The sequence below is a fragment of the Propionicicella superfundia DSM 22317 genome (assembly GCF_000423465.1).
Lineage (GTDB): Bacteria > Actinomycetota > Actinomycetes > Propionibacteriales > Propionibacteriaceae > Propionicicella > Propionicicella superfundia.
On sequence record NZ_KE384020.1, the window covers coordinates 694,604 to 720,275 of the forward strand.

The following is a 25,672-nucleotide window of genomic DNA, read 5'->3' on the forward strand; positions in this document are numbered from 1 at the left end:
AGACGGTCGATGCGGACCGGTCCCGGCCCACCAGAGGACAAGACTAGCCGGACAACCCGCGTATCTCAGACCCGACACTAATCAGCGGGGTCGAACAGCCCGTACTGTGTCGCTCCGGCCGGCGGCGTCAGGCCGAGATGCTCCCAGGCGGCGGCCGTCGCGACCCGGCCGCGCGGGGTGCGCATGAGGAAACCGAGCCGGACGAGGAACGGCTCGGCCACCTCGGCGACCGTCTCCATCTCCTCGCCCACGCTGATCGCGAGCGTGGACAGGCCGACGGGACCACCGCCGAACTTGCCGCAGATCGCCTCCAGGACGCCCCGGTCGAGCCGGTCCAGCCCCAGCGGATCGATCTCGTACAGGTCGAGCGCCGCCGCGGCGAGCGAGGCGGTCACGACGCCGTCGGCCTTCACCTCGGCGTAGTCGCGGACCCGTCGCAGCAGCCGGTTCGCGATCCGGGGGGTGCCGCGAGACCGGGAGGCGATGAGGTCGGCGGCACCGTCGGCGAGTGTGACCTGCAGAAGCGCCGCGGATCGCCGCAGGATCGTCTCCAGATCGGGGGCCTCGTAGAAGTCGAGCTGACCGGTGAAGCCGAACCGGTCGCGCAACGGGCCGGGCAACAGCCCCGCCCGGGTGGTCGCGCCGACGAGCGTGAACGGCGGGATCTCCAGCGGGATCGCCGTCGCGCCGGGACCCTTTCCGACGACGACGTCGACCCGGAAGTCCTCCATCGCCAGGTAGAGCATCTCCTCGGCGGGGCGGGACATGCGATGGATCTCGTCGAGGAAGAAGACCTCTCCCTCGGTCAGCCCGGACAGGATCGCCGCCAGGTCCCCCGCGTGCTGAATGGCCGGCCCGGACGACACCCGCAGCGGGACACCCATCTCGGCGGCGATGATCATCGCGAGCGTCGTCTTGCCGAGCCCGGGCGGGCCCGACAGCAGGACGTGGTCGGGCACCGAGCCTCGCCGGCGCGCCGCGTGGAGCACGAGGTCCAACTGGTCGGCGACCCGGCGCTGGCCGTGGAACTCCGCGAGCGTCGTCGGCCGGAGTGCCGCCTCGGCGGCCGACTCGCCCGGCGCGGGATGCGGATCTACGAGGTCGACGTCCATGTCACTTCTTCGCCAGCCGTTGCAGCGCCGCCCGCATCAGGACCGCCAGCGACGCCCCCTCGGCGGCGTCGGCGGCCACCGCCTCGCAGGCGGCCTCGGCCTCCTTCACCGACCAGCCCAGCCCGACGAGGCCGTCGCGCACCTGCTCACGCCACAGCTCGTCCGCGGCACCCGCCGGCTGCGCCGCACCGCCGGCCGCGAGCAGGGACGGCACCTTGTCCTTCAACTCGAGCATGAGCCGCTGCGCCGCCTTCGGGCCGATCCCCGGCACCTTCGTCAGGGCACCCGTGTCGCCGCCGGTGACCGCGACCGCGAGCTCGTCGGCATTCATCACCGAGATCACGGCGAGGGCGAGCTTGGGACCGACCCCGCTCACCGACAGCAGCAACTCGAACGCGTCCCGCTCGGCGACCGCCGCGAACCCGTAGAGGGTGAGCGCGTCCTGGCGCACGATGAGCGACGTCTCCAGCACCGTCTCCGAGCCGCGCCGGGTCGCCATCACCGTCTGCGGCGGGCACCATGCCTTCAGCCCCAGTCCCCCGACCGATACGACGAGCCAGTTCACGCCGAGATCGACCACGGTGCCGGCGAGCTGCGAGATCATGCGGTCCTCTCCTTGGCCGCGGCGACGGCTGCGGCGATACGATCCGTCGCGGCGCCGCGCCAGAGATGGCAGATCGCGAGCGCCAATGCGTCGGCGGCATCCGCGGGCTTCGGCACCTCGGCGAGTCGCAGGACGCGGGCCACCATGGTCCCGACCTGCGCCTTGTCGGCGCGTCCGGAGCCGGTGATCGCCGCCTTCACCTCGCTCGGGGTGTGCGTCGCGACCCGCACCCCGCGGCGGGCGGCGACGAGCATCGCGACGCCGGCGGCCTGCGCGGTTCCCGCCACCGTGTTGAGGTTGTGCTGCGCGAAGACGCGCTCGATCGCGACCACATCGGGGCGGTACTCGGTCAGCCACTCCTCCAGACCGGCCTCCAGCGCCACGAGACGCTGCGGGACCTCCGCGGTCGCCGGGGTGCGGATCACACCCACGCCGAGCAGCACCGGGGGACGTCCGAGTTCGCCGGCGACGGCCCCCAGCCCGCACCGCGTCAGGCCCGGGTCGACCCCGAGGATGCGCATGTCAGCCCCTCCCAAACGAACAGTTGTTCGGATCATAGGCCGCGCCGCGCGAGGCTGTCCGCTCTCCACGCCGGGCGGACCCGCTTCGCGCACGGCGCCCCGTCCACGCCGTCAGACCATCTGATGCAGAGCGAGGTAGATGGACGGAAGGGCGACGATGCCGACGAGCATGCTGACGGAGTTCATGAAGGTCGCCAGCTCCACGTCCAGCCCCGCCCGGGCCGTGAAGATCGGCATCATCGCGGCGATCGGGGCGAACAGCAGCATGACGACGACCAGCCGTGCCTCGCCCGGGACCGGCAGGAGATACCAGCAGGCGACCGCCGCGACGAGCGAGAACGCATACCGCACGGCCAGCAGCCGCGCCGCGGCGCCGTACTTCTCGCGGGGCAGCCTCACCTCCAGCCCGACACCGATCATGAGCATCGCCAGGAACGGGTTCGCGGCGCCCACGACGGAGGTGAACGTGATGACCTGATCCGGCAGCCGCAGATCGAGCAGCCGCATGAGCAGCAGCACGAGATAGGTCACGAACACCGGCGACGTCGCGAGTGTGCGCAGGAGCCCCCGGCCTCCGTGGCGGCCCGGGCCGCGCGCCAGCGACATGCCCCACGCGTACGCCACCCCGGCCGAGGCGAAGGCCGTCCCGAAGTCGAACAGGGTGGAGTAGATCATCGCGTGCGGACCCATGAAACCGCCGAGGTACGGGGTCGCGAACGCACCGATGTTGTAGCTGCCGGAGTTGAAGACGGCGAACGCCTGCGCATCCCGCCCGCGCCGCGCCGCCAGCAGGTACCCGATGGCCTGCTGGCCGATGTTGATCGCCAGGGCGAGCACCGTGAGGCCCAGCAGCGCGTACTCGAGGTGATAGTCGTTGAAGCTCGTGAACAGCGCGCACGGCAGCGTGACGCCCAGCACGATCCGCGACAGCAGCCCGAAATCGGCCGTGGTCGCCCACCCCAGTCGCTTGATCCCGAGCCCGATGGCGACGATCGCGATCAGCGACAGCGCCCGCGCGACGATCTCAAGCATGGCCGCACGCTACCGACGTCGGCGTCGTGGACACGACAGCGGGCCGCGGTGCGGACCGCGACCCGCCGCTTCCGGGCCGTGCCGGTGACTCAGTCGTCGAGCTGCGCCCCGATCTCGTCGGGGACGTCCTCGTTGCTGTAGACCTCCTGGACGTCGTCGCAGTCCTCGAGCGCGTCGATGATCCGGAACAGCTTCTGCGCCTCGTCCACCGTCGTCAGCGCCTGCGTGTACGACGGCACGAACGCCACGTCGGCCGAGTCGTAGTCGTAGCCGGCGTCTTGGACGGCCTGCCGCACCGCGACCAGGTCGTTGGGCTCGGTCAGCACCTCGAAGCTCTCGCCGTGGTCGGTGATCTCCTCGGGCCCCGCCTCGAGCGTGGCCTCCAGCAGGTCGTCCTCGGTCAGCGCGCCCGCCGACTGCTCCGTCGGAACGGTGACGACGCCCTTGCGGGAGAAGATGCGCTGCACCGACCCGACATCGGCCAGCGTGCCGCCGTTGCGGGTCACTGCGACGCGCACGTCGGACGCCGACCGGTTGCGGTTGTCGGTGAGGCACTCGATGAGGATCGCGACGCCCGCGGGGCCGTAGGCCTCGTACATGATCGTCTGATAGTCCGAACCGCCGGACTCGGCGCCCGATCCGCGCTTGACGGCGCGCTCGATGTTGTCCAGCGGCACCGACGATTTGCGTGCCTTCTGGATCGCGTCGTAGAGGGTCGGGTTCCCGCCGGGGTCACCGCCACCGGTGCGCGCGGCGACCTCGATGTTCTTGATCAGCTTGGCGAACAGCTTGCCGCGCTTCGCATCGATGGCTGCCTTCTTGTGCTTGGTGGTGGCCCACTTGGAATGACCGCTCATGCATCGTCCCCGTGATCGTTCGACTGTGATCGACTCCTCAGCTTACCGGAGGACGCGCCACAGGCTCACCCCTCGGCGACGGCGAGCGCCTCGGGCAGCGTGAAGTTGCCGACGTACAGGGCGGTGCCGATGATCGCGCCCTCGACACCGGCGGGGACGAGGGCGCGCAGCGCCCGCAGGTCGTCCAGGCTGGAGATGCCCCCGCTGGCCACGACCGCGGCGTCGGTCCGCGCGCACACGTCGGCGAGCAGGCTCGTGTTGGGGCCGCTCAGCATGCCGTCGGAGGCCACGTCCGTGACGACGTACCGCGCGCAGCCCGCCTCTTCGAGCCGCGCCAGCGTCTCGTACAGCTCGCCGCCCTCCTGCGTCCATCCCCGGGCCGCAAGCCGGGTTCCGCGCACATCGAGCCCGATCGCGATCCGGTCGCCGTGCGCCGCGATCACCTCGGCGCACCACTGCGGCCGCTCGAGCGCCGCGGTTCCGATGTTGACCCGGCGGCAGCCCGTCGCGAGGGCGCGCTCCAGGCCGGCGTCGTCGCGGATGCCGCCCGACAGCTCGACCGACACCTTCGCCTCGGCCACCACCTCCGCGATGACCTCCGCGTTGGAGCCGCGGCCGAAGGCGGCGTCGAGATCGACCAGGTGGATCCAGGACGCGCCCGCCTCCGCCCACCTCCGCGCGGCGTCCCGCGGATCGCCGAAGACCCTCTCCGAACCGTCCACGCCTTGGCGCAACTGGACGGCGCGGCCGTCCTTCACATCGACGGCCGGAAGCAGGACCAGGGGCGCAGAGGTGTCGTTCACGACCCGAAGGCTAGCGGACCGACGCGACCCAGTTGCGCAGCAGTCGCGCCCCGGCCGCTCCCGACTTCTCGGGATGGAACTGCGTACTGGCCAGCGGCCCGCGTTCCACGGCCGCCAGGAACCGGTCCCCGCCGTGCTCCACCCAGGTCGCCAGCGTCCCGGCGCCGGGGTCGGCGTGCACGCCGTAGGAATGGACGAAGTAGAACCGCTCGGCCTCCACGCCCGCGAACAGCACCGACCCGGCCGGGGCCGTCACGGTGTTCCAGCCCATGTGCGGCAGCCGATCCGCCGTGAGCCGCTCGACCACTCCGGGGAACAGGCCCAGTCCCCGCTCCTGCGTCCCGTGCTCGACGCCTCGCTCGAACAACACCTGGTGGCCGACGCAGATCCCGAGCACGGGGGCGCCTGCGGCCACACGCTGCGCCACCATCGCGTCGCCGCCGACCGCCCGCAGCCCCTGCACACACGCTGCGAAGGCCCCGACGCCGGGAACCACGAGACCGTCGGCCTCGGCAACCGTCTCCGGGTCGCTGGTGAGCCGCACCGTCGCCCCCGTCGCCGTGAGGGCGCGGGTGGCGGAGTGCAGATTGCCCGAACCGTAGTCGAGGACGGCGACGAGCGTCACAGGGCGCCCTTCGTCGACGGGATCGTTCCCTCGGTCCGCGGGTCGAGTTCGACGGCGCGGCGCAGCGCCTGCGCGACAGCCTTGAACTGGGCCTCCACGATGTGATGCGGGTCCCGCCCGGACAGCAGCCGAAGGTGCAGGCACATGCGCGCGTGCAGCGCCAGCGACTCCATCGCGTGGTAGGTCATCGACCCCGCGTAGGGCGCACCGGTGCCGCCGATCCGCGCGTACACCTGCGCGTCGGGCTCCCCCACCCCCACGAAGTACGGACGTCCCGAGACGTCCACGACCGCCTGGGCGAGGGACTCGTCCAGGGGGACGAGCGCATCGCCGAAGCGGCGGATTCCCGTCCTGTCGCCGAGCGCGCGATCGAGGCACTGTCCCAGCACGATGGCCGTGTCCTCGATCGTGTGATGACCGTCGATGTGCAGATCGCCGGTGGCCCGGATGCGCATGTCGATCAGCGAGTGCTTGGACAGCGCGGTCAGCATGTGGTCGTAGAACCCCACGCCGGTGGAGATCTCGTAGCTGCCGGAGCCGTCGAGGTCGATCCAGCAGGTGATGTCGGACTCGCTCGTCGCGCGGTGGATCTCGGCGGTGCGCATCAGGACTCCTTCCGTTCCAGCGTCGGTAGAACCTTCTCCAGGGCCGCGTAGAACGCGTCCATCTCCTCCGGCGTGCCCGCCGACACCCGCAGGTATCCGTCGGGACCGGTCTCCCGCACGAGGACCCCCTCGTCGAGCAGCGCCGCGAAGGCGGCGTGCCGGTCGGCGAACCGGCCCATGAGGACGAAGTTCGCCGCGGAGTCGACGACCTCCAGCCCCAGTTCGGGCAGGGTCGCGAGCAGTCGGTCCCGTTCACGGCGCAGCACGTCGACCTGTGCGAGCATCTCTTCGGCGTGGGCGAGCGCGACCGTCGCGAGCGCCTGCGTCTGCGCCGACAGGTGGTACGGCAGGCGGACGATACGGCACGCGTCGACGATCGCCGGCGCGGCCGCCAGGTAGCCGACACGCCCGCCGGCGAATGCGAACGCCTTGCTCATCGTGCGGGACACGATGAGGTTCGGGAAGGTCTCCAGCAGGGCCACGGCGGTGGCGGCGGGATCGCGGGCGAACTCCTGATACGCCTCGTCCACGACGAGCAGCGTGCCGTCCGGCAGATGATCGCAGATCTCCTCCAGCACCGGCAGCGGTGTCGCCGTGCCCGTGGGGTTGTTGGGCGTGGTGACGATGACGACGCTCGGAGCGTGCTCGGCGACAGCGGCCGCCACGAGGTCGGCGTCGAGCGTGAAATCGTCCTTGCGGGGCGCCGTCACGTACGTGCTGTGCGTGTTGCGGGCGTACTCGGGGTACATGGAGTACGTCGGCGTGAACGAGAGCACCGTCCGTCCCGGACCGCCGAACGCGCCCAGGACGTGCGTCATCACCTCGTTGCTCCCGTTGGCGGCCCAGACCTCGTCGGCGCGCAGCCCGTGCCCGAGGTACGCCGCCAGCGCCTCCCGCAGCGCCGCCGCCTCCCGGTCGGGATAGCGGTTCACACCGGTCGCGGCCGCGAGGACGGCCGCCGCCATGTCGATCCGTGTCGCCGCGCTCGGCGGATACGGGTTCTCGTTCACGTTCAACGGCACCGGCACGTCGAGTTGCGGGGCGCCGTAGGGCTCCTCGCCCACGAGTTCGGGCCGCAGCGGCAGGTCGGCCAGGGTCAGCTCGCGAAAGGTGCTCATCGGGTCCTCCTGACGCTGATCGCCGCGCGGTGTGCGGGAAGGTGCTCCGCCGCCGCGAAGTCCTCGACTCCCGCGGCGATCTCCTGCAGTGCGGCGGCCGTGTAGTCGATGTGGTGGACGGCCCGCTGGAAGCTCTGCACGCTGAGCCCGGACGAGTGGGCCGCGCAGCCGGCGGTGGGCAGGACGTGCGTCGAGCCCGCGCTGTAGTCGCCGAGCGACACCGGCGACCACGACCCCACGAACACCGCGCCCGCGTTGCGGACCCGGTCGGCCACCGCGCGGGCGTCGGCGGTCTGGATCTCCAGATGCTCGGCGGCGTACGCGTCGGCGACCTCGAGCCCCTGCTCCACGTCGCGGACGAACACCACCGCCGACTGCGGACCCGTCAGCGCGGCCCTGATCCGGTCGGCATTCGGCAGCGCCGCGGTCTGGGCCGCCAGTTCCTCCTCGACGGCGGCGGCGAGGGCCGGCGAGGGGGTCACGAGCACCGAGGCGGCCATCGGATCGTGCTCGGCCTGCGAGATGAGGTCGGCCGCGACGAACCGCGGATCGGCGGTGTCGTCGGCGAGGACGAGGATCTCGGTGGGTCCCGCCTCGGAGTCGATCCCGACGGTCCCCCGCAGGTGACGCTTCGCGGCCACCACGTAGATGTTGCCCGGTCCGGTCACCAGATCGACCCGGGGACAGAGCCCCGCGACCCCGTACGCGAACATCGCGATGGCCTGCGCGCCTCCGACGGCGTACACCTCGGTGACGCCCAGCATGTGGCACAGCCCCAGGATGTTGGGGTGCGGCAATCCGCCGAAGCCGGCCTGCGGGGGGGACGCGACGGCGATCTGGGCGACACCCGCCGCCTGGGCGGGGACGACGTTCATGATCACGCTCGACGCCAGCGGCGCGACGCCGCCCGGCACATACAGGCCGACGCGGGACACCGGCACCATCCGCTGTTCGACCACGGCTCCGGGCGCGAGTTCGACCCGGCGCGGCGGCTGGGCCGCCTCCGCCTCGCACACCGCTCGCCGGCGGCGGATCGATTCCAGGAACGCCGCTCGCACGTTCGGCTCCAGGTCGGCCTCGCAGCGGGCGAGCGTGTCCGCATCGACACGGAGGCTCTCCGGGACGACATGGTCGAATTGCTCGCTGAACCGGCGCAGCGCCGCCTCCCCCTCGGCCGCCACGGCCGCGCAGATCGGGGCGACGGCGGCCACCGCCTGCTCCACGTCGAACTCCGCTCTGGGCATGAGCGCCCGGTAGTCGACGTCCGTCAGATCGCGCAGGTCAAGGATTCGCAGCACAGGGTGATTGTATGGACCCATGTTCATCGGGGTTGGCACCGTGACCAATGTGGTCACCGTGGTCGTCGGCTCGGCGATCGGTCTGTGGCTCGGAGACCGGCTGACGGCAGGCACCCGGACCCTGGTGACGCAGGTTCTCGGCCTGTTCACGCTCGTGATCGCCGGGATGTCGATCGTCCGCATCTCGTCGGCCGATCTCGCGGCCGCGGTCGCGGGTGCCGGACAGCTCGTGGTCCTCGGATCGCTGCTCGCCGGTGCGCTCCTCGGAACGTGGCTGCGCGTGGAACAGCGGCTGGACGATCTCGCCGGATGGCTCCAGGGCCGGCTTCAGGGCGGCGTCGCCTCGGTCGACAGGGAGCGCTTCGTCACGGGCTTCGTGACCGCGACGATCGTCTTCTGCGTGGGTCCGCTGACGATCCTCGGGTCGCTGTCCGACGGTCTGGGCCAAGGCGCGGACCAGTTGCTCGTGAAGTCGGTCATGGACGGTTTCGCCGCCATCGCGTTCGCGTCCACGCTCGGCGTCGGCGTGCTCGCCTCGGCGCTCGCCGTGGGCGTGATCCAGGGGAGCCTCACGCTGCTCGGCTTCCTGCTCGGCAGCTTCCTTCCCGCTGCGGCCGTCGATGCCCTCACCGTCACGGGCGGCGTGATCCTGCTCGCCATGGCGTTCCGCCTGCTGGACCTGCTCCACATCCGCGTCGCGGACCTGCTGCCGGCGCTGCTCGTGGCACCGACGCTCACCTGGGCACTCTCGCTCGTGGTCTGACCGCCGTTCCCGGGGGCCGACGAGCGTACCCTGACGTCGTGGCCAGGAAGTCGTCCGGAGGAACCCCCGCCACGGCCGTCCTTGCGGCCGCCGGCGTCCCGTTCACGCTGCACGCCTACACCCACCGCGACGAGACGAGGGCCTTCGGCGACGAGGCCGCCGCCGAGCTCGGCGTCGACCCGGCGCGGATCTTCAAGACGCTCGTGTGCGAGACGGGGCAGTCGCGCCCCGAGCTGGCCGTCGCGATCGTCCCGGTCGCCGGACACCTGGACCTCAAGGCCATGGCCACCGCACGGGGCGCGAAGAAGGCCTCCCTCGCCGACCCGCGGGTCGCGGCGCGCAGCTCCGGCTACGTGGTCGGAGGCATCTCGCCGCTCGGCCAGCGGACGGTGCTGCCCACGGTGATCGACGTGTCGGCGAGACAGTTCGAGACCATCCTCGTGTCGGCCGGCAAGCGAGGCCTCCAGGTGGAACTGGCGCCGGCAGACCTGGCCCGGCTGACCGCTGCGACCTTCGCCGCGGTCGCGACCGGCTGAGGGAACGCCGAAGCCGAGAGCGGGCACCGCCCGGCCCGCAGGGCGGACGACCCTCCCTCAGGAGGTGAGCCCGGGCTCCAGCGCGGCGGCCAGGGCGTCGCGTCCCTCGGCCAGCGCGCGGGCCCCGGCTGCGCGTTCCCGTTCGAGCAGAACCTCGTAGGTGTGGGTCGGCTCTCCGGCCCGCGCGGCATCGTGCGCCAGCTCGCGCAGCCGCTCCCGCGCCACCTGTGTGTCCTGGAGCGTGCCGAGAAGCTCCGTCACCGCCTCCCACCGGCCCGCAGCCTCCTCCGCCGGCGCGCCGGACCACGGCACGATCGCCTCGTTGGCGTACCGGGCCGCCTTGGCCAGTTTGCGCACGTCGTGCCAGCCGGCCGGGTTCCCGGGATCGTCCGCGGCCGCGGCGGCCGCCTGGGCGACGCGGGCGGACGTCCGGCGCACGAGTCCGACCAGGGTGTCCGGATCCGCGGCGGCCCGCGCGGTGAGCGGGGGCGCGGCGGCGAGGTTCCGCAGCGCGATGCGCAGCTCGGTGTAGCGCCGCGTGTCCATGGACCGCACGAGGCCGGCGCGGGCCTCCGCGTGCGTCGCCGCGAGCGATCCGAGAATGCGTGCCGCGACGGGCCCGTGGACGTCCGCGGCAGGGACCTCGGCGAGGAAAGCGGAGAGGCTCTCCTGCAACACCTCCGCGTCCCGCACGGCGCCGAGCTCCTCGGCGTGCCACCGCACCTCCCGGCGCAGACCGGGCAGCGGCCCGAACAGGGGTGCGAAGGTACGCAGGACGCTCCGCAGGCGGCGCGTCGCGACCCGGCTCTTGTGGACGGCGTCGTCGGTCCGGGCGCGCACGCCGGCGGCGTAGGCCTGCACGGCACCGACCTGGAGGCGGACGTAGTCGCCGATGACGGATCCGGCGGTGGCCGCGACCGCAGGGGCGTTCGCCAGCGGCGCGACCGCGACCGCGTACTTCGAGACGTTGGACGAGACGTGGATCCCGGCCGCCGCGAACTCCTCGGTGACCTCGTCGAGCCATGCGGCCCCTGCCCCGACCGCTTCGACCTCGATCTCGGCCCAGCGCGTGACCGTCCCCGCGGCCTCGGCGGTGACCTCGTCGCGGAAGACCGTCCCGACGATCCCACCGGCCGCGTCGAGGACGTCGGTCTCGGTGCGACGCGTGAGGAGCGTGGCGACAGGGATCAGCGGCTCGGTGCCGACCAGGTCGGCGAGCCGGGCGCGCAGCTCGTCGGGGATCAACGGCCCGAGCGGGGCGTGAACCTCCAGCCGCTCCCCCGGCCGCACGGCGAGCTTGACGTGCCAGCCCTCGTCATGGCCGCCCTCGCGCCGGCGCAGCGTGCCGCGGCCGCTGCGCAGCAGGATCAGCCCCGGCGTGTCGAAGTAGACGGCGTGCAACGCGAACTCGCGGGCCGGCCCGTAGGCCCCCGCTCGCAGCCGCGGAAGCACGGCGTCCGGCGGCGCATCGAACTTGCGCTCGATCTCGGCGACGTCCATGGTCATCCCCCGGTCGGCGGCGCGGCCTCGTGCGCGGCGGGCACGGAGCCCTGGCCCCCGGCCGGATCGGCCGCGGTCGCCCCGGCCACGGGATCCGTCGCGGAGGGTGCGATGACTCCGGTGCCCGCGGCGTCTGGCGCCTCGGTCGCAGCCCCGGCCGCACGGGCGGTCCCGTCGGCGGTGAGCGGCGGATCCTCGGGGTCGCGCAGCAACGACGCGGCGATGAGGACGGGCAACTCGGCCATCATCACCCACAGGGCCAGCGCGACGGGAGCGTGCAACTCCAGACTGACCGACACCACGTCGCCCGCCGAGGCCGTCGCAAGCCGCTGGTCGAAGGGGCTGGGCCCCATCAGCGATCCCAACTGCCAGCAGGTCACCCCGGCCAGCAGCGCCGCCAGCCCGGCGAGCACCGGCGCGATCCATCCGAGCGTCCGGAACCAGTTCCAGGCCAGCAGCCCCAGCAGCAGGCCCGCCACCGCTCCGATCCCCGCGAACCAGGCGTCGGACTGGAAGACCTGCGTCATGCCGGCCTGCGTGATGACGGCCTTCCCGTCACTCTCGACGGTGTAGCCGGGAAGGCGGACCACCAGCACCCACACGACCGCGCCGAGCGCTCCGAGCACGATGGCGGCCAGCATGTACAGCGCGATCCACTGGATGCTCCCGCGAGGACGCCTTCGCACCGCCGACGTGGGCGCGGCGCGGTCGGGGTCCGGCTCGAAGGCGGTCACCTTGGCAGCCTAGACCGTGACGCTCGTGGCGCCCAAGAGCGCCTTGATGTCGGCGAACAGCGGCCCTTCGGCTCTGACCCGCAGCTTGTCGTCGAGCCGCCACAACGTCGCGCGCTGTGATTCCGACACCAGGCGCAGATGGACCTCGGTGACACCGGGATGGCTTCGCAGCACCTCCCGCAACTGGGACACCACCGGGGGTGTGCACCGCACCGCGGGCAGCGAGATCACGACAGGACCATGCTCCGCGCCCTCCGTGACGTCGGGGAACGTCACCGCCTGCGCGACGATGTCCCGCGCGTCGTCCCGCTCGCGCACCTTGCCGACGACCTTGCACAGCCGGTCGGGCGCCAACTGCATGGCCAGCCCCTGGTAGGTGCGGCTGTACATCATCACCTCGACGCTGCTCTCGAGATCCTCCAGCGTCACGATCGCCCAGATGTCTCCGTTCTTGCTCTGTTTGCGGGAGATGTTCGTGATCAGCCCGCAGACCGTCACCATCGCGTCCTTCGGCGCATCCTCACCGCTGAGCTCTCCGATGGAGATGTCCCGGTTGGCGCGCACGATGTGTTCGATGCCGAGCAGCGGATGGTCGCTCACGTACAGCCCGAGCATCTCGCGCTCGAAGCCGAGCTTGGTGCGCTTGTCCCACTCCGGCAGGTCGGGGACGGGAGTGAGCGACACCGGCTCGTCGTCCCCGCCGCCGAACTCGCCGAACAGGTCGTCCTGGCCGATGGCCTCGTTGCGTTTGAGGGGCACGACCTCGTCGATCTTCTGCTCGTACACCTGCATCAGGGCGTGCCTGGTGTGCCCCAGCGAGGTGAACGCGCCCCCCTTGATGAGCGACTCGATGAGCCGTTTGTTGCACACGGGCAGCGGCACCTGGTCGAGGAACGTGTCGAAGTCCTTCGCCGCCCCGTGTTCGCGGCGGGCCTCCACGATGTCCCGGACGACAGCCTCACCCACGTTGCGGATCGCGGCCAGGCCGTAGCGGATCGAGTCCCCGACCGGCGTGAACATCGCCTCGGACTCGTTCACGTCGGGAGGCAGGACGTCGATCCCCATCCGCCTGCACTCGGCCAGGTAGATCGCCGACTTGTCCTTGTCGCCGCGCACCGACTGCAGCAGGGCGGCCATGAACTCGACCGGGTAGTTGGCCTTCAGGAAGGCCGTCCAGTACGCGACGAGCGCATAGGCCGCCGTGTGCGACTTGTTGAACGCGTACGCCGAGAAGGGGATCAGGACGTCCCACAGCGCGTGGATCGCCCCGTCGCTGTAGCCGCCGGCCTTCATGCCGGAGCTGAACGGGACGAACTCGGCCTTCAGCACCTCCGGCTTCTTCTTGCCCATCGCCCGTCGCAGCAGATCGGCCCGGCCGAGGCTGTAACCGGCCACGCGCTGCGCGATCTGCTGCACCTGCTCCTGGTACACGATGAGGCCGTACGTCGTGTCGAGGATGTCGGCGAGCGGCTCGGCCAGCTCGGGGTGGATCGGCTCGATCTTCTGCCGGCCCGTCTTGCGGAGGGCGTAGTTGGTGTGGCTGTTGGCGCCCATCGGACCCGGGCGGTACAGCGCGAGAGCCGCTGAGATGTCCTCGAACTGGTCGGGCTGCATGAGCTTCAGCAGCGACCTCATGCCGCCACCGTCGAGCTGGAAGATGCCCAGGGTCTCGCCGGTGGCCAGCAACTCGTAGGACGCCGTGTCGCTGGGATCCTGCGCGATCTCCTCCAGATCGAGCTCGACGCCCCGGTTGCCCCGGACATTGGCCAGCGCATCGTCCAGGATCGTGAGATTGCGCAATCCCAGGAAGTCCATCTTGACCAGCCCCAGCGCCTCCGCGCCGTGGTAGTCGAACTGGGTGATGACCGCGCCGTCCTGCTCGCGCTTCATCACCGGGATGATGTCGAGCAGTGGCTCGGAGCTCATGATCACGCCCGCGGCGTGCACGCCCCACTGCCGCTTCAGCCCTTCGATCCCGCGCGCCCGGTCGACGACCTCGCGGACCTCGGGATCGGATTCGTAGAGCTGGCGGAACTCGCCGCCCTCGGCGTACCGGTCGTTGGACGGGTCGAAGATCTTCTCCAGCGAGAGATCCTTGCCCTGCACCGGGGCGGGCACCGCCTTGCTGATCTGCTCGCCGACCTGGAACGGGCGTCCGAGGACACGGGCCGAGTCCTTCACCGCCTGCTTGGCCTTGATCGATCCGTACGTCACGATCTGGCAGACCCGGTCGTCGCCGTACTTCGCGGTCACGTAGTCGATGACCTCGCCCCGGCGGCGCTCGTCGAAGTCGATGTCGAAGTCGGGCATCGACGGACGCTCGGGGTTGAGGAATCGCTCGAACAGAAGCTGATAGCGCAACGGGTCGAGATCGGTGATGCGCATCGCGTAGGCACACAGTGACCCGGCGCCCGAGCCGCGGCCCGGGCCGACGCGGATCCCGTTCTTCTTCGCCCAGTTGATGAAGTCGGCGACGACGAGGAAGTACCCCGCATATCCCTTGCCGACGATGATGTCCATCTCGTACTCGGCGCGCTCGGTGATCTCGTCGGTCACCGCACCGTAGCGCTCGACGAGCCCGCGCCCGACCTCGGCACGGAACCACGACTCCTCGGTGTGGCCCGGCGGGACGTCGAAGCGGGCCATGTACGTGCCCATGCCCTCGCGGAACTCGATCTCGCAGCGCTCGGCGATCTCGAGCGTGTTGTCGCACGCCTCGGGGACGTCGCGGAACAGCTCGCGCATCTCTTCGGGGGACTTGAGGTAGTAGCCGTCGCCGTCGAACTTGAAGCGGTTCGGCGTGTCCAGGTTCGATCCGGAGGACACGCACAGCAGGAGGTCCTGCGCGGCGGCGTCCTCCTTGTGGACGTAGTGCAGGTCGTTGGTCGCGACGAGCGGCAGGTGCAGGTCCTTCGCGACCCGCAGCAGCCCTTCGCGGACGGAGCGCTCGATCGCCAGCCCGTGGTCCATCAGCTCGACGAAGAAGTTGCCCTCGCCGAAGATGTCGCGGAACTCGGCGGCCGACGCGAGCGCCTGCTCGTACTGGCCCAGCCGCAGGTGCGTCTGCACCTCCCCGGAGGGGCAGCCCGTCGTGGCGATCAGTCCGTGGTGGTACTCGTTGAGGAGCTCGCGGTCGGCTCGGGGCTTGTAGAAGAACCCCTCCTGCGACGCCCGCGAGGCGAGCCGGAACAGGTTGTGCATGCCGGGGGTGTTCTCGGCCCACATCGTCATGTGGGTGTAGGCGCCCTTGGACGAGACGTCGTCGCCCGAACCGTCCCCGAACTGCACGCGCTTGCGCTCCGACCGGTGCGTCTTCGGCGTCAGGTACGCCTCCAGCCCGATGATCGGCTTCACCGAGGTCTTGCGCGCCGCGTCGTAGAACTCGTAGGCGCCGAACAGGAAGCCGTGGTCGGTGATGGCGAGGGCCGGCATCCCGTACGACTCGGCCGCCTTGAGCAGCCCGGGGATCTTGGCCGCACCGTCGAGCATGGAGAACTCCGTGTGGCAGTGCAGGTGAACGAAGCCCTCGCGTGCGGTCATGACGGTGCGTCATCCTCCTGCCGGCCGGGAAAGCGAACGCCACACACCTTAGTCGGCGACGCCGACCGTTCGGGTTCGGCTCGCCATCACACGCCGGTCACGAGCCCCGCCAGGGCGGCCACCGTCCGCGCGTTGCGCACGGTCACGGTCGCCGGAGCGAAGACCCCCGCCAGCCCCGCAGCCAGAGCCGACCGGCCCATGCCGGCGGCGAAGTCCACGTGCACGGCCCCGTCGCCGATCGTCCACCGCTCGGAGGGCGCGGCGAGCCGTTCGATCCGCGCCCCCAGACCGTCGGCGGGGACGCCGCGGACGAAGCACACGCCGACGCGTGCGGGATCCGCGTCGGGATAGGGGTTCGCGGCTGCGATCGCGAGGAGCTCCGTCGCGGTGAGGACGATCGTCGGGACGGCGAAGCCGAACTCCTCGGCATAGCGCACCGTGAGGGTCGCCTCCAGCTCCGCGGCGGGGAGTCCGCTGGTCAGCAGGACGTTGCCCGAGTTCAGGTGCGTGCGCACCCCGGTCGCCCCGGTCGCGGCCGTGACCTCCCGCAGGCGCTCCATGGGCACGCGATGGCCCGTGCCCACGTTCACACCCCGGAGCAGGGCGACGTGGCGGCTTCCGGACTCGGACACGGCGCCAGTGTCCCCCGGCGGGTGGCCACCCGTCGACCCCGGACGGACCCGGACCGCTCCCCGGGGTCCGCTCAGACCGCCAGCGGGCGATCGGTCGGGCGGATGGGACGCGGGAGCCTGCTCGCGGAGCCGTTGAGGTACTCGTCCACCGCCGCCGCACAACTGCGTCCCTCGGCGATCGCCCACACGATCAGCGACTGGCCGCGGCCGGCGTCGCCGCACACGTACACGCCCGGGACGTCGGTCGCGAAGTCCGTGTCGCGGGCGATGTTGCCGCGCGGGTCGAGAGACACGCCGAGCTCGGTCACGAGGCCCTCGCGCTGCGGACCGGTGAAGCCCATCGCCAGCAGGACCAGTTGTGCCGGCAGGATCCGCTCCGTCCCCTCGACGGGCACGAACCTGCGGTCGACGAACTCGACCTCGCTGAGGCGCAGTCCGCTGACGGCGCCGTCCTGCCCGACGAACTCCGAGGTGGACACGGCGTACAGCCGCTCGCCGCCCTCCTCGTGCGCCGACGAGACGCGGAAGACCATCGGATAGGTGGGCCACGGCGACCGCGCCGGACGGGCCTCGCTCGGCCTGGGCATGATCTCCAACTGGGTGATGGACCTCGCGCCCTGCCGGATCGCCGTACCGAGGCAGTCGGCGCCGGTGTCCCCGCCGCCGATGATCACGACGTCCTTGCCGGTCGCGAGGATCTGATCGGGCAGGTCCTCCCCACGGGCGACCCGGTTGGCCTGCGGCAGGTACTCCATGGCCTGGTGGATCCCGCCGAGATCGCGCCCGGGGACGGGCAGATCCCGGCCGACCGTCGAACCCATGGCCAGCACGACCGCGTCGAACCGCTCCTGAAGCTGCTCGGCGGTGATGTCGACGCCCACGTTCACGTTCGGAACGAAGACGGTCCCCTCCAGTTCCATCTGCTTGATGCGACGGTCCAGGACGGACTTCTCCATCTTGAACTCGGGGATGCCATAGCGCATCAGCCCTCCGATCGCGTCGGCCCGCTCGTGCACGACGACCGTATGACCGGCCCGCGTCAACTGCTGGGCGACCGCTAGACCGGACGGCCCGGAGCCGACCACGGCGACCGTCTTGTTCGTGTGCCATTCGGGCACCTGCGGGATGACGCGGCGATCCTGCCACGCCTTGTCGATGATCGCGACCTCGACGTTCTTGATGGTGACCGGGTCCCGGTTGATGCCCACCACGCACGCGGTCTCGCACGGCGCCGGGCACAGCCGGCCGGTGAACTCGGGGAAGTTGTTGGTCGCGTGCAGGCGGTCGAGCGCGCCTCGCCAGTCGTCGCGCCAGATCAGGTCGTTCCACTCCGGGATGAGGTTCCCGAGCGGGCAGCCCTGATGACAGAACGGGATGCCGCAGTCCATGCACCGGCCGGCCTGCTTCTCGATGATCGGGAGGACGGCGAGGCCGGGTGTCCCGGGGTACACCTCGTGCCAGTCGTTGACCCGCTCGGCCACGGGCCGGCGCGAGGCCAGCTCGCGCGGGGTCGTGATGAACCCTCGGGGATCAGCCATGAGCGGCCTCCATCATCTTCTGGGTGGTGGCGGCCTCGTCGAGGCCCGCCGCCTCGGCATCGGTCCGAGCCTGCAGGATGCGCGCGTAGTCGCGCGGCAGGATCTTCGTGAAGCGAGCGGTCACGTCGGCGTCGGACAGCCCGAGCAGCGCTGCGGCGACCGTCGACCCGGTCTCCACCACGTGCAGGTCGAGCAGTTCACGGACCCGCAGCACGTCGGTGCGCGTCAGCGGCATGGGATCGGCCATCTCGGTGTTGAGCCGTCCGGGGACGAGGTCGAGCACGTACGCGAGCCCGCCCGACATGCCGGCCGCGAAGTTGCGACCGGTCCCTCCGAGGACGAGCACCTCTCCGCCCGTCATGTACTCGCACCCGTGGTCGCCGACACCCTCGACGACGGCGGTGGCACCGGAGTTGCGGACACAGAACCGCTCCCCCACCCGGCCCCGCACGAACAGTTGCCCGGCCGTCGCGCCGTAGCCGATGACGTTGCCCGCGATGATCTGCGTCTCGGCGGCGAACGGCGAGTCGGCCGGCGGGCGCACCGTGATCCGGCCGCCCGAGAGCCCCTTGCCGAGGTAGTCGTTCGTGTCGCCGACGAGCCGCAGCGTGACGCCCTCGGGCAGGAACGCGCCGAAGCTCTGCCCGCCGGTGCCCTCGAGCGTGAAGTCGATCGTGTCCTGGGCCAGGCCCTTGCCCTGCGTCGCCATCGTGACTTCGTAGCCGAGCATCGTCCCGACGGTCCGGTCGACGTTGCGCACGTTCAGGGTCGCCTTCACCGGCGTCCCCGCGGCGAGCGCCGGCCGGGCGAGCTCGATCAGCTTCACATCCAACTTGTCGGCCAGTCCGTGGTCCTGCGCCACGACGCAGTGCCGCGGCGTCCCGGCCGGGACCTCCGGATCGGCGAGGATCGGGCTCAGGTCCAGCCCCTTCGCCTTCCAGTGCTCGACGACGTCCTCGGTGCGCAGCAGATCGACACGGCCGATGGCCTCCTCGATCGAGCGCAGCCCCAGCGAGGCGAGGATCTCACGCACCTCCTGGGCGATGAACTCCATGAAGTTCACGACGTAGTCGGCGTGCCCGGCGAACTTGGCCCGCAGTTCGGGGTTCTGGGTCGCGACGCCCACGGGACAGGTGTCGAGGTGGCACACGCGCATCATGACGCAGCCCGACACCACGAGCGGAGCGGTCGCGAAGCCGAACTCCTCCGCCCCGAGCAGCGCGCCGACGACGACATCCCGCCCGGTCTTCAACTGCCCGTCCACCTGGACGACGATGCGGTCGCGCAGCCCGTTCATCAGCAGCGTCTGCTGGGTCTCGGCCAGGCCGAGCTCCCACGGTCCCCCGGCGTGCTTGAGGGACGTCAGCGGTGCCGCGCCGGTGCCGCCGTCGTGGCCCGAGATGAGCACGACGTCGGCCTTCGCCTTGCTGACGCCGGCGGCGACCGTCCCGACGCCCACCTCGGCGACGAGCTTCACGTGGACGCGCGCCCTCGGGTTGGAGCACTTCAGGTCGTGGATCAACTGCTTGAGATCCTCGATCGAGTAGATGTCGTGGTGGGGCGGCGGCGAGATGAGACCGACACCGGGCGTCGAATGCCGCGTCCGGGCGACCCACGGGTACACCTTCGGCCCCGGGAGCTGACCGCCCTCGCCGGGCTTGGCGCCCTGCGCCATCTTGATCTGCAGGTCGGTCGCATTCGCCAGGTAGTCGCTGGTGACGCCGAACCGCCCCGACGCGACCTGCTTGATCGCGCTGCGCCGGGCCGGGTCGTGCAGTCGCTCCGGATCCTCGCCGCCCTCACCGGTGTTGGAGCGCGCACCGAGCCGGTTCATCGCGACGGCCAGCGTCTCGTGCGCCTCCTGCGAGATGGAGCCGTAGCTCATCGCGCCGGTGGAGAACCGCTTCACGATCGCGGCGACCGGCTCGACCTCCTCGATCGGGATCGGCGTCGTGTCGGCGAACCGGAGCAGGCTGCGCAACGTCATCAGCCGCTCGGAGTGCTCGTTCACGCGCTGCGTGTAGTCCTTGAAGATGTCGTAGCGGCCCGTGCGGGTGGCGTGCTGCAGCCGGAACACGGTGTCGGGGTCGAACAGGTGCGGCGGACCCTCGCGCCGCCACTTGTACTCACCGCCGACCTCCAGCGGGCGGTGCGGGAGCCGCCGTCCGTCCGGCGGGTACGCGAGGCTGTGCCGGGCGGCGATCTCGTCGGCGAGGACGTCGAGCCCGATGCCCTCGACCCGGCTCGTCGTCCCGGAGAAGTACTTGGCCACCAGGTCGCTCGACAGGCCCAGCGCCTCGAAGATCTCGGCTCCGGTGTAGGAGGCGATCGTCGACACGCCCATCTTGCTCATGACCTTCAAGACGCCCTTGCCGAGCGCCTTGCGCACGTTCTTCACGGCCTGCTCGGGCGTGACCTTCACGTAGAACTCCCGCCGCGCGAGGTCCTCGGCGGACTCGAACACGAGGTAGGGGTTGACGCCGGCGGCCCCGTAGCCGATGAGCAGGGCGACGTGGTGCACCTCGCGGACATCCCCCGCCTCGACGATCAGCGCGACCTGGGTGCGGGTCTTCTCGCGGACGAGGTGGTGGTGGATCGCGGCGGTGAGCAGCAGCGACGGGATGGGCGCCAGGTCGGCATTGCTGTGACGGTCGGAGAGGATGATCGTCCGCGAGCCCGCCGCGATGGCCTCGTCCACCTCGGCGGAGAGCTCGTCGAGCCGGGCCTCCAGGGCCCGGGCTCCCCCGTTGACCTCGTACAGGCCGCGGACGACGTGGGCGTCGAACTGCGGCATCAGCCCGTCCCGGTTGATCCGGACCAGCTTCGCGAGCTGGTCGGAGTCGAGGATCGGGAAGGGGATCACGATCTGGTTGCAGGCGGCGGCCGTCCCGGCGAGCAGGTTCGACTCGGGACCGATCGAGGTCTGCAGCGAGGTCACGAGCTCTTCCCGGATCGCGTCCAGCGGCGGATTGGTGACCTGAGCGAACAACTGGGCGAAGTAGTCGAACAGCAGCCGGGGCCGGTTGCTGAGAACGGCGACGGGTGTGTCGGTGCCCATCGACCCGATCGGCTCGGCACCGGTGTTGGCCATCGGGGTGACGATCATCTTCAGCTCTTCCTCGGTGTACCCGAAGACCTGCTGGCGGCGGGTGACCGAGGCGTGGCTGTGGACGATGTGGGTGCGCTCCGGGAGGTCGTCGAGGCTCACCCGCCGCGTGAGCCACTGCCCGTAGGGGTGCTCGGCGGCGAGTTGCGCCTTCACCTCCTCGTCGCCGACGAGGCGATGCTGTTCGAGATCGACGAGCAGCATGCGGCCCGGCTGCAGCCGCCCCTTCTCGATCACCTGCGAACTGGGCATGTCGATGACGCCCGCCTCGGAGGCGAACACCACCAGCCCGTCGGCGCCCACCCAGTAGCGCCCCGGCCGCAGGCCGTTGCGGTCCAGCGTCGCGCCGATGATCGTGCCGTCGGTGAACGTGACCGCGGCCGGGCCGTCCCACGGCTCCATGATCGTCGAGTGGTAGGCGTAGAAGTCGCGACGTGCCTCGTCCATCTCGGCGTGGTTCTCCCACGCCTCGGGGATCATCATCAGCACGGCGTGCGGCAGAGACCTTCCCCCGAGGTGCAGCAGCTCCAGCACCTCGTCGAACGACGCCGAGTCGGATCCGCCGGGGCTGCAGACCGGGAAGACCCGCTCGAGGTCGCCGGGGATGAGGTCGGTCTCCAGCAGCGACTCGCGCGCCCGCATCCAGTTGCGGTTGCCCCGGACGGTGTTGATCTCGCCGTTGTGCGCGAGCATCCGGTACGGATGGGCGAGCTCCCACGACGGGAACGTGTTCGTCGAGAACCGCGAGTGGACGAGGGCCAGAGCGCTGGACGTCCGCAGGTCGCTCAGGTCGGGGTACACCTCGGCGAGCTGGGCGGTTGTGAGCATGCCCTTGTACACGACGGTCCGGGCGGACAGCGACGCGAAGTACACGCCGAGCTCGTGCTGGATGCGCTTGCGGAACGGATAGGCGAGCCGGTCGAGCGCGATGCCGGTCTCACCGTTCTGGCCGCTGATGAACAACTGCTCCATCTGCGGCATGACCTCGAGCGAGATCGGGCTCAGGGTGCCGGTGCGGACAGGAAGCGCCCGCCACCCGTGGATGACGATGTCCTCTTCGACCGCCAGGTACTCGATGCGGCGCTTCACGCTCGCACGCTTGATGGGTTCGGCGGGCAGGTATCCCATCCCGACGGCGTACTGGCCCTTCGGCGGGAGCGGGAAGTCGCACACGCCGCGGAACAGCTCGTCGGGAATCTGCAGGAGCATGCCCGCCCCGTCGCCCGCGGCCTCGTCGGCCCCGGTCGCGCCGCGGTGATCGAGGTTCTCCAGGGCGGTCAGCCCCATCTCGACGATCTCGTGGGACGACTCGCCGCTCAGCTGCGCCACGAACGCGACGCCGCAGGCGTCGTGCTCGAAGGCGGGGTCGTAGAGACCGGTCGCTGCGTGAGCGGGTTCGAACGCCATCGATGGACTCCTTCTTCGAGACGGGGGGACGCTGTCTCCACCCCGGGGCGAGCTTACTTGAGCACCCTCCGCCGCCAGGCGGGGCAGGTTGCATCATGGACGGCCGCGCTCAGGCGCGTCGGACGCGCCGGCCGATCGGCGTCAGGCGGGGTCTCCGCCGTCGTCGTGGACGCGCCTGGCCGGGGTGACCGTCGGTGCGTCGGGATCGCCGTCCGCACCCCTGCGTGGAGGATCCTCCCCGTCGGCCGCGGACGTTCCGTCCTCGTCCGCATCGGCCTGACCAGTGTCGGCGATGCCGGTCGCGGAGTCCAGCGACGCCCCGGTGGCGTCGTCGGGCTCGGGAGCGGTCATGTCGGGCTCACGCCCGGGACGATAACGGAACAGCCAGGCCAGCACGACGAGCGCCCCGACGAGCAGCACTCCGGTGATGAACTGATGGTTGCGGATGCCGAGGATGAGATCGGCGGGGTCGATCCGCAGCGACTCCGTGCCCAGCCGGCCGATGCAGTAGAGCGCGACGTAGCTGAAGAAGAGCTTGCCGTAGCCCATCTTGAACCGGCGATCCAGCCACAGCAGCGTCAGGCCGACCGCGACGTTCCAGATCATCTCGTACAGGAATGTCGGGTGGAAGGTGGCGTACTGCTCGAACCCGGCCGGCCGGTGCGCGAGGTCGATCTCGAGCCCCCACGGCAGCGTCGTCGGAGCGCCGAAGAGCTCCTGGTTGAAGTAGTTCCCGAGCCGGCCGATGGCCTGGGCGAAGATGATGCCGGGCGCCATGACATCGGCCAGGGTGGCGAGCGAGACCTTCTCGTGCCGCGCACCGATCCACGCGCCCACGGCGCCGAGCGCGACGGCCCCCATGATGCCGAGCCCGCCCTCCCAGATGTAGAGCGCGGTGACGGGGTTGCGTCCGGGGCCGAAGTAGTCGCCGAGATGCGTCGCGACGTGGTAGACGCGTGCGCCGACGATCCCCAGCGGGACCGCCCACATCACGACCGTCTCCAATGCCTCGGGGCGGCCGCCCCGCGCCCTCCAGCGGCGGGCCGACAGCCACCACGCGAGGAGGATCCCGGCGAGGATGCACAGCGCGTAGAAGTGGATCCTCACCGGACCGAGATCGAAGCCGTTGACGGACGGGCTCGGGATGAACAACGCAATCACTGTGTCACCAGTCTCTCGTGGTCGCGGGCGAGGCCGCCGGCGCAACCGGTGGACGACAGGACGGAACCGCCGGATCGCGCCGGTTCTCCGTCCGCCGGATCGACACGCGCCTAGTGCGCCGAGCGGACGCCCGCGGCGAGGTCGGCGACCACGGCGCGCAGCGCCGCCAGATCGGCGGGGCGGCCCGCGTCCTCGGCGGCCAGGAGGGTCTTGATGAGCGCCGAGCCCACGATCACGGCATCGGCGTATCCGGCGACGGAGGCTGCCTGGGCACCGTCCGACACGCCGAGCCCGACGCCGACGAGTGTCTGGGGAGCGAGTTCCCGGATCCGCGCCACGAGCGCCGGAGCCGCCGAGGACGTCCGTGTGCGCGTTCCCGTCACCCCCATGACGGAGGTCGCGTACACCCAGCCGCGACAACTGGCGGTCGTGGTGACGATCCGCTCGTCGGTCGACGACGGCGACACGAGGAAGATGCGGTCGAGGCCATGGGCGTCGGAGGCCGCCATCCACTCGTCGGCCTCGTCCGGAACCAGATCGGGAGTGATGAGGCCCGCCCCGCCGGCGTTGGCCAGGTCCCGGGAGAACGCGTCGACCCCGTACCGGTCGACGAGGTTCCAGTACGTCATGACGACGGCCGGCGTGCCGGTCGCGGCGATGGCCGAGACGATGCCGAACACGTCACGGGTGCGGAAGCCCCGTGCCAGTGCCGTGCCGCCCGCGCGCTGGATCGCGACGCCGTCCATCATCGGGTCGCTGTACGGCAGGCCGACCTCGACCAGGTCGACCCCCGGGCCGTCGCCCGGTCTGCACAGCGCCGTCATCGCCGAAACGGACGTCGCCAGGTCGGGATACCCCGCGGACAGGTATCCGACCAGGGCTGCCCGGTCCTCGTCGCGAGCGGTCTGCAAAGCCAGACCGGAGATGCCGGGATCGTCACTCATCGCCACGTCCTCCCTTCGTCGCGTCGGCCTCGCCTGTCAGTCCGAACCACCTGATGGCGGTGTCCACGTCCTTGTCCCCGCGCCCGGACAGGCACACCAGCACGAGGGGGTGCGCGCCGGGGTCGGTCTCGGCGAGCGTCCGCCCCAGCCGCAGCGCACCGGCCAGGGCATGTGCGGATTCGATCGCCGGCAGGATGCCCTCGGTGCGGCACAGCAGCCGCAGCGCGTCCATCGCCTCGACATCGGTCACCGGCTCGTAGGCCGCACGCCCGGTCGCCGCGAGCCAGGCATGCTCGGGGCCGACGCCGGGATAGTCCAAACCGGCCGAGATCGAGTGCGAGTCAACCGTCTGCCCGTCCTCGTCCTGCAGGATGTACGTGCGCGTGCCGTGCAGCACGCCGACCGATCCGCCGGTGATGGACGCCGCGTGGCGGCCGGTCTCCACCCCGTCGCCGCCGGCCTCGAAGCCGCACAGCCGGACGCCCGGGTCATCGATGAAGTCGGCGAAACTGCCCATGGCGTTGGAGCCACCGCCCACGCACGCCGCGACGATGTCGGGCAGCCGCCCGTACCGGTCGAGCAGTTGCGCCCGGGCCTCGGTCGAGATGACCCGCTGGAACTCCTTGACGATGCGGGGGAACGGGGCCGGGCCCGCGACGGTGCCGATCAGGTAGTGCGTCGTGTCCACGGTGGCGACCCATTCCCGCATCGCCTCGTTCATCGCGTCCTTGAGCGTCTGGCTGCCGGACTCGACGGCGATCACCTCGGCGCCGAGGAGCTGCATGCGGGCCACGTTGAGGGCCTGCCGGTCGGTGTCCACCTTGCCCATGTAGACGCGGCACTCCATGCCGAGCAGGGCGGCGGCCGTCGCCGTGGCCACGCCATGCTGTCCGGCGCCGGTCTCGGCGATCACCCGCGTCTTGCCCATCCGGCGGGTGAGCAGCGCCTGGCCCAGGACGTTGTTGATCTTGTGCGACCCGGTGTGGTTCAGGTCCTCGCGTTTCAGGACGATCTCAGCGTTTCCGGCGTGCGCGGAGAACCGCGGAACGGCGGTGATCGGCGTCGGACGTCCGCTGTAGTCCCGGCGCAACCCGTCGAGCTCGGACCAGAACCCGTCGTCGACGAGGGCCAGCTCGAACTCGGACTCCAATTGCGCGAGCGCTGCGTACAGCGCCTCGGGCACGTACTTGCCGCCGAAGCGGTCGTAGTGCCCCTGTGCGTCGGGTAGTGACACGG

General features: G+C 71.0%; 21 protein-coding genes. 2 read left to right on the top strand and 19 right to left on the bottom strand.

Features of this window, described 5'->3' with window-relative positions; genetic code table 11:
• Positions 1-77: 77 nt before the first annotated feature.
• The 10 genes from ruvB to hisD form a co-directional block, all read right to left on the bottom strand.
• Positions 78-1,112 (bottom strand): Holliday junction branch migration DNA helicase RuvB, encoded by a 1,035-nt coding sequence (ruvB, locus tag G555_RS0108435; RefSeq protein ID WP_028708550.1) that lies wholly within the window; start codon positions 1,110-1,112, stop codon positions 78-80.
• Between the two features lies 1 nt (position 1,113).
• Entirely contained in the window at positions 1,114-1,716 is a 603-nt protein-coding gene (gene ruvA / locus G555_RS0108440) for a Holliday junction branch migration protein RuvA (RefSeq protein WP_028708551.1), read from the bottom strand.
• Positions 1,713-2,237, bottom strand: a complete 525-nt coding sequence (ruvC, locus tag G555_RS0108445) for a crossover junction endodeoxyribonuclease RuvC (protein ID WP_028708552.1) — start codon at positions 2,235-2,237, stop codon at positions 1,713-1,715. Before ruvC ends, ruvA begins: the two co-directional genes overlap by 4 nt.
• Positions 2,238-2,348: 111 nt before the next feature.
• Positions 2,349-3,269, bottom strand: a complete 921-nt coding sequence (locus G555_RS0108450; protein ID WP_028708553.1) for an AEC family transporter — start codon at positions 3,267-3,269, stop codon at positions 2,349-2,351.
• Between the two features lie 89 nt (positions 3,270-3,358).
• Entirely contained in the window at positions 3,359-4,126 is a 768-nt protein-coding gene (locus G555_RS0108455) for a YebC/PmpR family DNA-binding transcriptional regulator (protein ID WP_028708554.1), read from the bottom strand.
• 65 nt (positions 4,127-4,191) lie between these two features.
• Entirely contained in the window at positions 4,192-4,929 is a 738-nt protein-coding gene (gene priA, locus G555_RS0108460; RefSeq protein WP_028708555.1) for a bifunctional 1-(5-phosphoribosyl)-5-((5-phosphoribosylamino)methylideneamino)imidazole-4-carboxamide isomerase/phosphoribosylanthranilate isomerase PriA, read from the bottom strand.
• Positions 4,930-4,939: 10 nt separating this feature from the next.
• A complete protein-coding gene (hisH, locus tag G555_RS0108465; RefSeq protein ID WP_028708556.1) occupies positions 4,940-5,554 on the bottom strand; it encodes an imidazole glycerol phosphate synthase subunit HisH in 615 nt (204 codons plus the stop codon).
• The gene (hisB, locus tag G555_RS0108470; protein WP_036921662.1) at positions 5,551-6,159 is read right to left on the bottom strand and encodes an imidazoleglycerol-phosphate dehydratase HisB; all 609 of its coding nucleotides are present in this window, start codon (positions 6,157-6,159) and stop codon (positions 5,551-5,553) included. Before hisB ends, hisH begins: the two co-directional genes overlap by 4 nt.
• Positions 6,159-7,277, bottom strand: coding sequence for a histidinol-phosphate transaminase (locus G555_RS0108475; RefSeq protein ID WP_028708558.1), 1,119 nt, complete (start codon positions 7,275-7,277; stop codon positions 6,159-6,161). The genes hisB and G555_RS0108475 overlap by 1 nt, the downstream gene beginning before the upstream one ends.
• Entirely contained in the window at positions 7,274-8,575 is a 1,302-nt protein-coding gene (gene hisD, locus G555_RS0108480; protein ID WP_028708559.1) for a histidinol dehydrogenase, read from the bottom strand. Before hisD ends, G555_RS0108475 begins: the two co-directional genes overlap by 4 nt.
• Before the next feature lie 19 nt (positions 8,576-8,594).
• Between hisD and G555_RS0108485 the strand changes: the two genes are divergently transcribed.
• Positions 8,595-9,338: a DUF554 domain-containing protein gene (locus G555_RS0108485; protein ID WP_028708560.1), complete on the top strand. Its 744-nt coding sequence runs from the start codon at positions 8,595-8,597 to the stop codon at positions 9,336-9,338.
• 38 nt (positions 9,339-9,376) lie between these two features.
• Complete coding sequence (ybaK, locus tag G555_RS0108490; protein WP_028708561.1) at positions 9,377-9,874, top strand: Cys-tRNA(Pro) deacylase; 498 nt, start codon at positions 9,377-9,379, stop codon at positions 9,872-9,874.
• A 57-nt stretch (positions 9,875-9,931) separates the two neighbouring features.
• Here the strand turns inward: ybaK and G555_RS18760 are convergent, their stop codons facing one another.
• The 9 genes from G555_RS18760 to trpB form a co-directional block, all read right to left on the bottom strand.
• A complete protein-coding gene (locus G555_RS18760) occupies positions 9,932-11,374 on the bottom strand; it encodes a CYTH and CHAD domain-containing protein (protein ID WP_051208585.1) in 1,443 nt (480 codons plus the stop codon).
• 2 nt (positions 11,375-11,376) lie between these two features.
• Entirely contained in the window at positions 11,377-12,108 is a 732-nt protein-coding gene (locus tag G555_RS22595; protein ID WP_051208586.1) for a hypothetical protein, read from the bottom strand.
• A gap of 9 nt (positions 12,109-12,117) precedes the next feature.
• Positions 12,118-15,648: a DNA polymerase III subunit alpha gene (gene dnaE / locus G555_RS0108505; RefSeq protein WP_028708562.1), complete on the bottom strand. Its 3,531-nt coding sequence runs from the start codon at positions 15,646-15,648 to the stop codon at positions 12,118-12,120.
• A gap of 86 nt (positions 15,649-15,734) precedes the next feature.
• Positions 15,735-16,280, bottom strand: a complete 546-nt coding sequence (locus tag G555_RS0108510) for a DUF1697 domain-containing protein (RefSeq protein WP_028708563.1) — start codon at positions 16,278-16,280, stop codon at positions 15,735-15,737.
• A 71-nt stretch (positions 16,281-16,351) separates the two neighbouring features.
• A complete protein-coding gene (locus G555_RS0108515; RefSeq protein ID WP_028708564.1) occupies positions 16,352-17,818 on the bottom strand; it encodes a glutamate synthase subunit beta in 1,467 nt (488 codons plus the stop codon).
• Positions 17,811-22,331, bottom strand: a complete 4,521-nt coding sequence (gene gltB, locus G555_RS0108520; protein WP_028708565.1) for a glutamate synthase large subunit — start codon at positions 22,329-22,331, stop codon at positions 17,811-17,813. Before gltB ends, G555_RS0108515 begins: the two co-directional genes overlap by 8 nt.
• Positions 22,332-22,472: 141 nt before the next feature.
• Positions 22,473-23,492, bottom strand: coding sequence for a prolipoprotein diacylglyceryl transferase (gene lgt / locus G555_RS18770; RefSeq protein ID WP_156887479.1), 1,020 nt, complete (start codon positions 23,490-23,492; stop codon positions 22,473-22,475).
• A gap of 110 nt (positions 23,493-23,602) precedes the next feature.
• A complete protein-coding gene (gene trpA, locus G555_RS0108530) occupies positions 23,603-24,436 on the bottom strand; it encodes a tryptophan synthase subunit alpha (RefSeq protein ID WP_051208587.1) in 834 nt (277 codons plus the stop codon).
• Positions 24,429-25,670 (bottom strand): tryptophan synthase subunit beta, encoded by a 1,242-nt coding sequence (trpB, locus tag G555_RS0108535; protein WP_028708567.1) that lies wholly within the window; start codon positions 25,668-25,670, stop codon positions 24,429-24,431. Before trpB ends, trpA begins: the two co-directional genes overlap by 8 nt.
• Between the last annotated feature and the right edge of the window lie 2 nt (positions 25,671-25,672).